Origin of the sequence: Serratia microhaemolytica (genome assembly GCF_004011885.1) — a bacterium.
GTDB classification, from domain to species: domain Bacteria; phylum Pseudomonadota; class Gammaproteobacteria; order Enterobacterales; family Enterobacteriaceae; genus Serratia_G; species Serratia_G microhaemolytica.
On record NZ_SBEF01000001.1, the window covers coordinates 111,271 to 124,666 of the forward strand.

9 protein-coding genes and 1 tRNA gene are annotated in these 13,396 nt (G+C 49.3%); 3 read left to right on the forward strand and 7 right to left on the reverse strand.

Annotated elements, in window-relative coordinates:
* Window positions 1–132: 132 nt before the first annotated feature.
* A complete protein-coding gene (locus EOJ37_RS01440) occupies window positions 133–828 on the reverse strand; it encodes a 4'-phosphopantetheinyl transferase family protein (protein ID WP_127956903.1) in 696 nt (231 codons plus the stop codon).
* A gap of 327 nt (window positions 829–1,155) precedes the next feature.
* Between EOJ37_RS01440 and EOJ37_RS01445 the strand changes: the two genes are divergently transcribed.
* Window positions 1,156–1,231 (forward strand) — tRNA-Asn (locus EOJ37_RS01445).
* 212 nt (window positions 1,232–1,443) lie between these two features.
* Here EOJ37_RS01445 and plsY read toward each other — a convergent pair.
* Window positions 1,444–2,052, reverse strand: coding sequence for a glycerol-3-phosphate 1-O-acyltransferase PlsY (gene plsY, locus EOJ37_RS01450; RefSeq protein WP_127956905.1), 609 nt, complete (start codon window positions 2,050–2,052; stop codon window positions 1,444–1,446).
* 153 nt (window positions 2,053–2,205) lie between these two features.
* Here plsY and folB point away from each other — a divergent pair, with 153 nt between their 5' ends.
* A complete protein-coding gene (gene folB, locus EOJ37_RS01455) occupies window positions 2,206–2,562 on the forward strand; it encodes a bifunctional dihydroneopterin aldolase/7,8-dihydroneopterin epimerase (protein ID WP_127957113.1) in 357 nt (118 codons plus the stop codon).
* Between the two features lie 27 nt (window positions 2,563–2,589).
* On the opposite strand, the gene EOJ37_RS01460 is transcribed toward folB, so the two are convergent.
* Window positions 2,590–3,831: a multifunctional CCA addition/repair protein gene (locus EOJ37_RS01460; protein ID WP_127956907.1), complete on the reverse strand. Its 1,242-nt coding sequence runs from the start codon at window positions 3,829–3,831 to the stop codon at window positions 2,590–2,592.
* A 175-nt stretch (window positions 3,832–4,006) separates the two neighbouring features.
* Complete coding sequence (locus EOJ37_RS01465; protein WP_127956909.1) at window positions 4,007–4,624, reverse strand: TIGR04211 family SH3 domain-containing protein; 618 nt, start codon at window positions 4,622–4,624, stop codon at window positions 4,007–4,009.
* A 149-nt stretch (window positions 4,625–4,773) separates the two neighbouring features.
* On the opposite strand from EOJ37_RS01465, the gene arcB reads away from it, so the two are divergent.
* The gene (gene arcB, locus EOJ37_RS01470) at window positions 4,774–7,113 is read left to right on the forward strand and encodes an aerobic respiration two-component sensor histidine kinase ArcB (RefSeq protein ID WP_127956911.1); all 2,340 of its coding nucleotides are present in this window, start codon (window positions 4,774–4,776) and stop codon (window positions 7,111–7,113) included.
* A gap of 348 nt (window positions 7,114–7,461) precedes the next feature.
* Here arcB and EOJ37_RS01475 read toward each other — a convergent pair whose 3' ends face one another.
* The 3 genes from EOJ37_RS01475 to parC form a co-directional block, all read right to left on the reverse strand.
* On the reverse strand, window positions 7,462–9,633 hold the full coding sequence (locus tag EOJ37_RS01475) for a YgiQ family radical SAM protein (RefSeq protein ID WP_127956914.1): 2,172 nt from the start codon (window positions 9,631–9,633) through the stop codon (window positions 7,462–7,464).
* Between the two features lie 200 nt (window positions 9,634–9,833).
* The gene (locus tag EOJ37_RS01480) at window positions 9,834–10,568 is read right to left on the reverse strand and encodes a 1-acylglycerol-3-phosphate O-acyltransferase (RefSeq protein ID WP_127956916.1); all 735 of its coding nucleotides are present in this window, start codon (window positions 10,566–10,568) and stop codon (window positions 9,834–9,836) included.
* A 149-nt stretch (window positions 10,569–10,717) separates the two neighbouring features.
* Window positions 10,718–12,991, reverse strand: a complete 2,274-nt coding sequence (parC, locus tag EOJ37_RS01485; RefSeq protein WP_127956918.1) for a DNA topoisomerase IV subunit A — start codon at window positions 12,989–12,991, stop codon at window positions 10,718–10,720.
* Window positions 12,992–13,396: the final 405 nt, after the last annotated feature.

Below are 13,396 nucleotides of genomic sequence, written 5' to 3' on the forward strand. Positions count from 1 at the left end.
CACAGCAGGGCAGTCTGGCACAAACGTCTATTTAACAGCATATGGCTGCCTTACTTCAAGCAGGATGTTTGCTTACTGCAACCGAGGTTGCGATTCATCTCGATAACTGATTTTATCGTCGGCTAAAACGCGTTAAAAATAGAGCAATGTCGTCACTCTTTGGTCGTTAAACCAGAAACGTCCGCTAAAACGGCGACCACGGTAAAAACAAACATTCAAGGTTTTCTGTAGCTCCAGCTCAAAATAGCCCTGCGGCAGGTTGAGCTCGACAATCATCGCATCGAGAAAATCAAAATAACAGCCAACATGGGGATAAACGGCTTTGAACAGACTCTCCTTAGCTGAAAATAGCAATGTTAGCAGAAAATCGAATCGATATCCCTGCTGCCGCAACCATGCTGCTTCACTGTCTTGGGCGATCATCGCCAATAACTCTTCAGCCCGCTCAATGGAAAGGCAACTTTCAACATCAATCCCCACACCAACACGGCCCGTTGTTGGCTGCACAGCACACAGTACGGTATCGATATTATGGCTCAGTGAACCAATGATACCGGTTGGCCAGCAAGGTGCACGATCTTCACCGCGCGGCAGAATCACGTTGGGATAACCAAATTGTGCAAGTAATAGGCGAGCCAAATAGCGTCCAGCCAGATATTCTGCTCGCCGTTTAGTCACAGCTCTCGATAAATGTGTAGGGAACGGGATCGCCAGGTGTGAAAACAGCTGATCGGAATACTCAGCCAGCGCAAAACGACATTGAGCCACCCGACCAGGAAAATCGGCTATTGGCAAAAACTCCAGATCACGAACAAAAGCGGTAGACACATTATCATCCCAGCGGTACAAATCAGAGCAATGAGTGTAAAGAGTTGCTATCCGTTAAAGCAAGTTGATCAGTGTTAGCCTGGTGGTCACGTTGAACTCATTGCCATACTTGGGCAGTTCATTTTTATTCGCTGACCATCATTCCGCTTCAATAGTCCCTGGTTGGTTATCATCTGTGTTGTTTTTTTAACAACTGGTGGTTAAGCAAACCACGGCTGCTAAAAAAACCAACACATCGGATAGAGTGTAAGCAAACAAACTCAAAATATGTAATTCGGCTTTGACTTCAGCTTTGCACGCCGTTATTATTGCGCCCGTTCAGACGATTCCTCTGTAGTTCAGTCGGTAGAACGGCGGACTGTTAATCCGTATGTCACTGGTTCGAGTCCAGTCAGAGGAGCCAATCTAAAATAACCTAAGCAACAGGTTACTATCAGTTCCAATCACCGTTATGACAAAGCCTCTGTTGACCAGTAAAATTGGTTGGCATAGCCACAGCTCCCCATTTTTCTTTGTTTCTGCACAAAACCATTCCATGTTTAAGCTGTCACTGGTTGATTAGGTTAAGCGCTGACCAAGAACCACTTTGAGCAGCCGTTTGCTCATCGCCGTTGGTCAGTCTGGTGTTTTTTTGCGCCATTTATGCCAGATTTTGCTCTCCTGCCCCCGCCACAAACGCTGAATATTATCGTGGTGGCGTAACAAAATCAGGCAGGAGAGCATCGCAACCGGAAAAGTAAACTCTGGTTTAAACCACCAGACATAAAACGGCACAATTAATGTGCTGACAATCGCTCCAAGCGAGGAGTAACCACTGAGTAATGCCGTCAGCAGCCAAGTGCCACTCAGTAGTCCAGTGACATCCCAACCTATTGGTGCAATGGCACCAAATGCCGTCGCTACGCCTTTACCACCACGAAAATGAAAAAACAGTGGATAGATATGTCCGAGGCAGGCAGCAATCGCGGTTAACCCAAGATAGAACGGTGCTAATTGAATAACATAAGCCAACCAAACCGGTAACATTCCCTTCAGGACATCAAACAACAACACCGCAAGCGCAGCCCAACGCCCTCCCAAGCGCAACACATTGGTGGCACCAGGGTTGCCAGAACCATGTTGACGCGGATCCGGCAATTTGGCGATCCGACAGACGAGAATTGCACTGGAAATTGAACCACACAGATAGGCGAAAATGATCATGCCAAGGGCGACTGCGCTCATAAGTAGCTTTCCGGTCGATGATAGACTTTTTTCTGGTTCAGGGCATATTCACCAATCATGATGTGCCCCTGTTTTACTGGCAATATCTGTGGATAATACGCATATTTCGCCCAGAATGTTATCTGGATTAAATCAAAAATCGAGAACCCTATGATGGATATCATATTTATTGAGCAACTCGACGTCATTGCCACCATTGGTGTTTATGATTGGGAACAGAACATTAAGCAAAAGCTGCTATTTGATATTGAAATGGGCTGGGATAACCGTCGCGCTGCTGCCAGTGACGATGTGTCTGACTGTCTTAACTATGCCGCAGTCAGTGAGGCAATTATCAGCCATGTCAGCACACACCGCTTTGCATTATTGGAGCGTGTTGCTGAAGAGGTTGCTGCAATTTTACGACAGCAGTTTGATACGCCGTGGGTACGCATCAAAGTCAGCAAGCCAGGCGCAGTCGCCCAAGCTGGCAACGTTGGCGTTATTATTGAGCGCGGTGAGCGTGGCTAAGCGATTGCAATAGTATTAATGTCGACTCTACTCCGCGAGGGGTGACGGCTGCTGATTTTTCCAGGTGGCTAGCGCTTGTATACGGCAACGTTGCAGTTCGTTGCCGATCGCCTGCCCCTGAATACCCGTGGCGACAATCTGTTTGACAGAAACGCTGTTGGCTACCTGATAAGCTTGACGCAAATACTCAGCCTGCGGGTAGTCGCTCTGTTCAAATCCAGTACGCCCACGCGAATCAGCCTGGCTGGCAATCAGCACTTGTTCCAGTCGTTCTGGTTTACGCCAGACATCGATCGCATCAAACAATTTAAGTAGCGTTTCCGGGCGCAACTGGAATGCGGTGTGGATCAAATCATGGTAGTACGCCACCAACTTTGCCAAATCACGTATTGGATTAGGTACCCGTAACCGCTGGCAAAGCGCTTCCACCAATTTAACCCCTGCCGGGCCATGCCCATAATGCTTTGGCCAGTGTTGCTTCGGTGTTAACGCTTTGCCGAGATCATGGCAGAGGGCGGCAAAGCGAATATCAACCTGGTCACTCAGTTGGGCTGCGCTCTGTAGTGTCAATAACGTGTGTATACCAGTGTCAATTTCAGGGTGCCACTTTTCAGGTGCTGGCACGCCAAACAGGGCATCAATCTCAGGAAATAGCACCTTCAACGCACCACAATCGCGTAACAACTGAAAGTAGATCTGCGGACTCTCGCTGGCAAGTGCCTTTTCTGTTTCTTTCCAGATGCGTTCAGCAGAGAGCGCCAGTAATTCTCCACTCTCGGTCATTCGCTGCATCAACGCCAACGTCTCGGGCGCGACAGTAAAACCGAAACGGGCAAAACGTGCCGCAAAACGTGCTACACGTAACACTCGCAGCGGATCTTCGGCAAATGCTGGCGAAACATGGCGTAGAATACGCGCTTCAAGATCTGCCTTGCCGTGATAGGGATCTAACAAGGTCCCATCCGCGCTTTGTGCCATCGCATTGATGGTCAAATCACGCCGCAACAGATCCTGTTCCAGTGTCACATCCGGTGCCGAGTAACAGTTAAAGCCGGTGTAACCCCGCCCGGATTTACGTTCTGTTCGCGCCAATGCATACTCTTCATGGCTTTGTGGATGAAGGAATACCGGAAAATCTTTTCCTACCTGTAGATAGCCTTCTGCCAATAACTCTGCTGGTGTAGCGCCAACCACCACCCAATCACGGTCAGACACAGGAAGATTGAGCAGTGTGTCACGTACTGCCCCACCGACAAGATAGATATTCACCACTCTATTCCCCAGTTAACCAGCAACCAATCCATGCTGGAGCCACATCAATAGCCAATCAATCTTCCAGTACAACACTGCTGTTTTCCCGATGACAACCGCTTCTACAGGACATCAACCGATAGCCTTCAATCAATGTTGACTACCCGCCTCCGTGTTTGTGTGCATTTCAGCATCAATTCATCCAACGGTTATTCTTACGTCGTGGTAACAAGCGCGGCAACAGTAAGCCAACCAACAACCCCGCGCCCGCTACACCGCCGCCATACAGAAACCACTGCAAAATAATGGTACGCTGCTTGTCATCAAGTTGTAAATTGACCGCATTGACCTTCTTCTGTGCAACGATTAACTGGTTTTTCAGATCTTGGTTCTCCTGCCGCAGGCTATTAATCGTGCTGTCACTGGCGGCCACTTTCTGCTGCATCTCCGCAGTGCGTTTACTCCAGCTCTCATCGATGTTAGCCAGCTTATCGGTCAGGTTTTTTACCTGTTGTTCCAGTTTAGGTACCTGAGTACGTAGGCTTGGGGTCTCGCTCAACAGATTCATTGGCAACCAGACTTCACGCCCTTTGGCATCACGGATTTGTCCATACTTACTGGCACTGTCAACCGTCAACAGCGTCACCTCTTCACCCGCATTCAGCGTACCGACAATCCGGTACTGAGTGCCTGGCCCACGATGCACATAAGTACTTAATTCATCTGAAATATAGCGTTTATCTTCAGCATGAACTGCAAAAATAAAGCCAAAAATCAATACAATAAAATAGGTTAAACGTAATCTCTGCATGGTTGGTCATTGTAGCTGTGTGGATTTGTGAAACGATAGTAGAGAGTTCAGTGCCACGCTGCAACGGCAAAACGGTCATCTGCACCATTTTTTATCTCTCTCCACTTTTACCGTATGATAGGCAAAATAGTCTCTACGGAGGATCACTGATGAAACAAATTAGGATGTTGGCGCAGTATTACGTTGATGTGATGGTCAGGTTGGGATTGCTACGCTTTTCTCTGCTACTGGCCTCTGCGCTGGTATTACTGGTGATGGTGGTACAGATCGCCGTCATGCTATTACTGCGAGGCCAATTAGAGAGCCTGGATTTTGTCTCATCAATTTTGGTTGCTCTGCTGATCACCCCTTGGGCGGTCTACTTTCTGTCAGTAATGGTTGAACAACTGGAAGAGTCACGCCAGCATTTGGCTCGTCTGGTGGAGGAGCTTGAACAGCTCTGCCAGCGTAATCAGACATTAAATCAGCAAATGAAGGAAAACATTCACCAGCTTAACCAGGAGATTGCTGTTCGTATCAAAGCAGAGCAAGAGCGTCAGCAAGCGATGGATAAATTAACACAAGAGATCAAACAGCGTGAAAGAGCGCAGGTTGAACTGGGGCAACAGTCCGCTTTATTACGCTCATTCCTTGATGCTTCACCGGATTTAGTTTACTACCGTAACGAAGAGAAACAGTTCTCTTGCTGTAACCGCGCAATGGAGTTGCTATTGGGCAAGAGTGAAAAGCAACTGGTTGGTCTGACACCGTTCGATGTCTACACATCCGATGTCGCTGAAAAGGTGATCGAGACTGACGAAAAGGTGTTTTATCACAACGTCTCACTCACTTATGAACAGTGGCTGGTCTACCCTGATGGCCGCAAAGCCTGCTTTGAGCTACGTAAGGTGCCATTTTACGATAGCGCTGGGCAGCGTCATGGGCTGATGGGCTTTGGTCGTGATATTACCGAACGCAAACGCTATCAGGATGCGCTTGAGAATGCCAGCCGCGAGAAAACCACATTTATCTCCACCATCAGCCACGAGTTGCGTACTCCGCTAAACGGTATTGTCGGTTTGAGTCGTATTCTACTCGACACTGCGTTGAACGATGAACAGCTAAAATACTTAAAGACCATCCACGTCAGCGCCATCACTCTCGGTAATATTTTCAATGATATCATTGAAATGGATAAACTTGAGCGCTGTAAAGTCCAGCTTGACAATCAATGGCTTGACTTTACCGGGTTCCTCTCTGATCTGGAAAATCTCTCTGGCCTGTTAGTGCAACCGAAAAAATTACAGTTCGTGCTGGAACCACAAGCACCACTACCGACAAGAATTTTTGCTGATGGTACCCGCTTGCGGCAAATTTTATGGAACCTGATTGGCAATGCAGTGAAATTCACCGAGCAAGGGCAAATCACAGTACGTGTGCGTAGCCCACAGCCGAATCAGTTGCTGTTTGACGTTGAAGATACCGGGATTGGTATTCCACCAGATGAGCAGGAGAAAATCTTTGCCATGTACTACCAGGTCAAAGATCAGAATGGTGGTCGTCCGGCCACCGGTACCGGTATCGGGCTGGCCGTGTCTAAACGGTTAGCACAAATTATGGGCGGCGATATTAGTGTCAGTAGCCATCAAGGCCAAGGCTCCTGCTTCAGTTTGACAGTTGCCATTCCTGAAAGCAGCGTATTACCAGAACAGAAGCAGCCGAATGAAGAGTTGTTGCTACCAACTCTGCATATTCTGCTAGTAGAAGACATTGAACTGAACGTGATCGTTGCACGCTCAGTACTGGAAAAACTGGGCAACAGTGTTGAAGTCGCCATGACCGGGCAAGCTGCATTAGAGATGTTCAGCCCCGATGAATTTGATCTGGTACTGCTGGATATTCAATTGCCTGATATGACTGGGCTAGATATAGCACGCGCATTACATCAGCGTTATGCCAATCAGATGCTACCACCGCTGATTGCTCTCACTGCTAACGTGTTAAAAGATAAAAAAGAGTATCTTGATGCAGGCATGGATGATGTACTGAGTAAACCGCTTTCCGTTCCTGCTTTAACTGCGATGATCCAGCACCACTGGCATCACCCAGCGTCTCATAGCGCTGACAAAGTGCGTCCACAACTGGCTCCAGCCAGTGAACCGTTACTCGACACTGCAATGCTTGAGCAGTATTTGGAGTTGGTCGGCCCACAACTGATCCACCAAAGCCTGACCCTGTTTGAACAGATGATGCCGAAATATCTGGCCGTGCTCGATTCGAATATGACCGCACGTGATCAATCGGGCATCACTGAAGAGGGGCATAAAATTAAGGGAGCAGCAGGCTCTATCGGATTAAAGCATCTTCAACAATTAGCACAACAGATCCAGACACCGACACTACCGGCTTGGTGGAACAATGTACAAGATTGGGTCGACGAGTTGAAATCAAGCTGGCGAGATGATGTTGCGGCACTGCGTGCATGGGTTGAGAGCGTAGAAAAAAAATGACCCCGACTTCAGTCGGGGTGCGCGAACATTGCGCCAACACCAGGGAAATCGTGCACCTGCGTATCGGTTTTACTTATTTTTGACCGGTTGCGTCGCGTGCTGACCACCGCACGCTGACCTCACCGAACCAAACTTAAACCGAGCTAGATACTCGGGCAAGTGCTCTGTAACCATGCTTAGGAGTAACATTGAACATAGATTAGCAGATGTAAGCGTTCGTGTTAAAAGATTCATCAAAATTTGTGATGCAGTTAACTAGAATTTTGCACACTGCCTTTTTCTTTATTACTAATCAACGATTAGATATATCTTTTGGTAATAAAAAAATCAAAAATTCATCTATTATCCTTAAGTGTTAACTTTCTTGCTCTGTAACAGTTGACGTTTTAGTCGCTCAGTCGGTCTCTGCTGCTGCCTGATATCACTGTGTCGAGTCAATGCGGGACGCGTCTGGCGCAACAGTCGTTTTGCCTCACGCTGCTCATTGAGCGTTGGCGCAGGCACCAAACACTCACGCCGCGAGCCGATCAGATGCTTCAACCCCATCTCCTCCAGCGCGCTGCGGATCAACGGCCAGTTCAACGGATCGTGATAGCGTAATAACGCTTTCTGCAACCGCCGTTGGCGCTCGCCACGCGGAATAAATACCGCTTCGCTTTTATAGTCCACCTTGCCCAATGGATTTTTAGCGCTGTAATACATGGTAGTCGCACTCGCCATGGGTGAGGGGTAGAAGTTTTGCACTTGATCGAGCCGAAAACGATTTTTCTTCAGCCACAGCGCCAGATTGACCATATCCTCATCACGACTGCCAGGATGCGCTGCGATAAAATAGGGGATCAGATACTGCTCTTTACCTGCCTGCTTGGAGTATTGGTCAAACAACTGTTTGAAACGATCGTAGCTGCCAATACCCGGCTTCATCATTTTCGATAGTGGGCCAGGCTCGGTATGCTCAGGTGCAATCTTCAGATATCCGCCGACATGATGCAGTGCCAACTCCTTAATGTAACGTGGATCTTCAACCGCCAGATCATAACGCACACCTGAGGCAATCAAGATCTTCTTGATCCCGCTTAGCTGACGTGCGCGACGGTAGAGTTTGATCGTCGGCTCGTGGTTGGTATCCATGTAAGTACAAATTTCAGGATAAACACACGATGCACGGCGACAGGTCTGTTCCGCGCGCGGGTTGGTACAGCGCAACATATACATATTGGCCGTTGGGCCGCCAAGATCTGAAATCACCCCGGTAAAACCAGGCACCTTGTCGCGTATCTGTTCAATCTCGGCAATGATCGAATCTTCAGAGCGGCTTTGAATAATGCGCCCCTCATGTTCGGTAATCGAGCAGAATGAACAGCCGCCATAGCAGCCACGCATAATATTGACTGAGAAGCGGATCATCTCATAAGCGGGTATACGCGCCTGACCATACGCTGGGTGTGGCACACGCTGATAGGGTAACGCAAACACACTGTCCATCTCGGCGGTACTGAGTGGAATGGCGGGTGGATTGATCCAGATATAGCGATCGCCGTGCTTCTGCATCAATGCCCGTGCACAACCGGGATTGGTCTCATGGTGCAAAATGCGTGAAGCATGTGCATACAGTACTTTATCGGCCTTCACCTTCTCATAAGAAGGAAGTAGGACATAGGTCTTTTCCCACGGTTTAGGCTTGGCAGCACGCACGCTGACCGGTTTTGCTACCACCTCTTCGCTACTGCTATCACTGCACCCCACCGGCATTGCATAGGGATCAGCGATCGGATCAATACGCCCCGGTTTATCCAAACGCGTTGAATCGACCCCTTGCCAACCAGGCAAAGGCTGTTTGCACAGAATGGCGGTATTACGAATGTCACGGATATCTTCAATTTTCTCACCGGCCGCCAAGCGGTGTGCCAACTCGACCAGCGGACGCTCACCGTTACCGTAAATCAGCATGTCGGCTTTGGCATCAACCAGCACCGAACGACGCACACTGTCTGACCAGTAATCATAATGCGCTATCCGACGCAGACTGGCTTCAATTCCCCCTAGAATGATCGGCACCTGCTTATACGCTTCGCGGCAGCGCTGGCTGTAGACCAGCGTCGCGCGATCTGGCCGCTTACCGGCAACATTATCAGGGGTGTAGCTGTCATCATGGCGCAATTTACGATCGGCAGTATAACGGTTGATCATCGAATCCATGTTGCCTGCCGTCACACCAAAAAACAGATTCGGTTTACCCAAACGCATGAAGTCGTCTTTGTTACTCCAGTCTGGCTGCGCAATAATGCCAACACGAAAACCTTGCGCTTCCAGCATTCGACCGATGATCGCCATACCAAAACTGGGGTGGTCAACATACGCGTCACCGGTAACGATGATCACATCACAGCTATCCCAGCCGAGTTGATCCATCTCTTGGCGTGACATTGGTAAAAAAGGCGCGGTGCCAAAACATTCGGCCCAGTAAGGTTGATAAGAAAACAGTTCACGCTCAGGTTGGATCAGGCTGGTAGTGCTCATGACGAATGCTCTTGTACAGGGTGAGTGACCGCAGGGCGGCGATAATACCCATAGGCAGGCAATTTTCCAACATTTTCTTAACCGCTAATGTTGGCTTCACAGCGGCACGCAGGTTGCCGCTGTGTTGATCGCGCCCAATCGTGCACGCTGTTTCGCTGCGCTGCAGGCGCATCTTGTTAAATTGATTGGGCGATCAGCAATTACCGATTGCCAGCATCAAGCTCTGCAACTTCTGCATCTAATTGTGCTATTTTCTGTTGCATCAATTGATGGCAGTGTGCTGCCAACTCGCGCACCCGCTCTTTGCTGTACTGGCTGGTATCAACCGGTGGCAACATTTCCACAATTGCATGGCCATTATTCCAGCGATTGAGCTTGATTTTACCGCTAGTGCTGGAAATGCAGATCGGCACAATCGGTACACCGGCCGCTATCGCAGCATGAAATGCCCCAGTTTTGAATGGCAGCAGGCCACGCCCTCGACTGCGTGTTCCCTCAGGAAACATCCAAATCGAAATTTTCTGCTGTTTGAAAGCGTCGACTACTTGGGCAATTGTACCATGCGCCTTGGCACGATTATCTCTATCAATCAATAAATTACCACTCAACCAGTAGAGCTGACCAAAAAACGGTATCCAAGCCAAACTCTTCTTACCGATTGTCACGGTACGTGGCTGCACCATGTTAGCTGCCGTCACCATATCAAAATTGTTCTGGTGGTTGGCAATGTAAATGCAATTGCCATACTGATCGGCATCAGCCGGTTTGCGCAGATGTACTTTTAAGCCAAACAGGGTCGACAAGCGACCAAATTGATGGGCAAACAGCGCAACATGGCGCGGATCACGCGGGCTAAACAGACAATATACTGAACCGAAAATACAGATCAGGATCGCATAAGGAACAACAATTATTGTGCGTAATATTAATAACATAAAACCCTCACCCTCCCAGTTATCAGCCTGAAAACCGCCAACAACCGAGCAAAATCATCAACACCGTAACCAAACAAATCAGCTATCTAGCGCCAGCTTCAATTAACTCAATCTCTGCCCACTGTTGCCGCAGGCAGACAAAAAACTGGCTACTCCGGCATCTCCAGTGGCAACATCGCTGGCGGAATATCAAGCTCAATACTGTCGATCCGTTGCAACCCGCGCGGCAATGAGGTGCCCTTACGCCCTCGTTCAGCACGATATTTCTGTAGATCGGCAGGCAATAATTTCAGTTTGCGCTTGCCGGCATGGAGAGTGACCGCCGTTTGTGGTGGCAACACCAGCAACCAGACTAATTTGTCCTCTCCACTGGCTGCTTCCGCAGCAGCGATCGCGATGATCTTGTTGCCCCTGCCTTTAGAGAGCTGCGGTAAATCAGCGACCGGGAACATTAACATGCGCCCTTGTGCGCTGATCGCCAGCAACATGCTGTCGCTGTTGTCGATCGCTATTGGTGTTAGTACCTTGGCTTTATCCGGCAGGGTAATCAGCCCTTTTCCAGCACGGTTACGCGCCACCAGATCGGCAAAGGTACAGACAAAGCCATAACCCGCATCAGAAGCCATCAACAGTGGCTGCTCATCTGCTGCCATCAGCACTTGTTCAATCGTTGCCCCTGGTGGTGGGGTCAATTTCCCAGTAAGCGGTTCGCCTTGCCCTCGCGCCGAAGGTAGCGTCAATGGATCCAGTGCATAACTGCGCCCTGTCGAGTCAATAAACACTACCGGCTGGTTACTTTTACCGCGCGCTGCAGCACGGAAACTGTCGCCCGCTTTATAGCTTAAACCACGCGGATCGATATCGTGGCCTTTGGCACTGCGCACCCAGCCCATTTCAGATAGTACAATCGTTACCGGCTCTGAAGGCACCAGCGCATGTTCACTCATCGCTTTTGCCTCTTCACGCTCCGCCAGTGGTGAACGACGATCATCACCATAAGCCTGCGCATCGGCCTGGATCTCTTTTTTAATCAAATTATTGAGCTTGCGTTCCGAGGCCAGCAGTGCCTGTAACTGATCACGCTCTTTCTCCAACTCACTCTGCTCAGCGCGGATCTTCACCTCTTCCAACTTGGCCAAATGACGCAATTTCAATTCCAAGATCGCTTCCGCCTGGGTATCCGACAGACCAAAACGCTGCATTAACAGCGGCTTTGGTTCATCTTCACTACGGATAATCTGGATCACCTCATCAATATTGAGGAACGCAATCAGCAAACCAGCCAGAATATGTAACCGTTTGAGCACCTTCTCCAGACGATAATTCAATCGCCGACGTACTTTATCACGTCGGAATGTCAGCCATTCTGTCAGGATCTCAACCAGCCCTTTGATCTGAGGTCGATTGTCGAGACCGATCATATTCATGTTGACCCGGTAGCTGCGCTCCAGATCGGTAGTAGCAAACAGATGATCCATGATCTGTTCCAGATCGACTCGGTTGGAACGTGGCACTATCACCAAGCGAGTAGGGTTTTCGTGATCTGACTCATCACGCAGATCTTCCACCATCGGCAATTTTTTCGCCCGCATTTGGCTGGCGATCTGCTCCAACACTTTCGCCCCAGAGACCTGATGCGGCAATGCAGTGATCACCGCACTGCCATCCTCTTTTTTCCACACCGCACGCATACGGATGGAACCACGCCCATGCTGGTAAATTTTGCGTATCTCATCGCGTGGCGTGATAATTTCGGCTTCGGTTGGGAAATCGGGCGCTTGGACAAACTGCAACAGTTCATCGAGTGTCGTTTCCGGCTTATCCAACAGCGCGATGGTCGCTGCCGCCACTTCGCGCACGTTGTGCGGCGGAATATCGGTCGCCATACCAACCGCGATACCGGTAGTGCCATTCAGCAGGATATTCGGCAGACGCGCCGGCAACATCTTTGGTTCTTGCAACGAGCCATCAAAGTTAGCCACCCAATCGACCGTACCCTGCCCTAACTCGCCAAGCAACACCTCAGCATATTTTGATAGCCGCGACTCGGTGTAACGCATCGCAGCAAAAGATTTCGGATCATCCGGCGCTCCCCAGTTTCCCTGGCCATCTACCAGCGGATAACGATAGGAGAAGGGTTGAGCCATCAGCACCATCGCTTCATAACAGGCACTATCGCCATGCGGATGATACTTACCCAGCACATCCCCCACGGTACGGGCTGATTTCTTGAATTTGGCGCTATGGCTAAGCCCCAACTCAGACATCGCATAGATGATGCGACGCTGCACCGGCTTCAATCCATCGCCAATATAGGGCAACGCGCGATCCATGATCACATACATGGAGTAGTTTAAATACGCGTTTTCAGTAAAAGTGTGCAGCGCCAAACGCTCGACACCATCATGAGTCAATTCACTCATTACTCAAATTTCCTCAAACCGTAGTTGGATGATCCCTAGCTCTTAGGTGAAAAAACTGTCGCTGTTACCCAACCTGCAACAGAACACAGCCAGACGTTTTTCTTTATATACTGTCAATAATTCGAGTTGCTTCTGGACGGCAAGCCCTCCCACAGAGCAGCATCGCAATCACCAGTTGCACATTCAGCCAGCGATAGTAACCCATCCCTCTGAAGCTGTCACAGTCGCACCAGCGCTAGATTAACATGGTTAACGCAATATAAGCCAAATGCGACAAATTGCGAACGATACCCAAAAATGAAACCGCCGCTACGGCTTTTTCTGCGGTTCAAAGAAGCAGCGAGTCATCCCCGCCAGTAAACGGTTACACCGGATTAACGTTAACTCGCGATCAAATTTCCCATC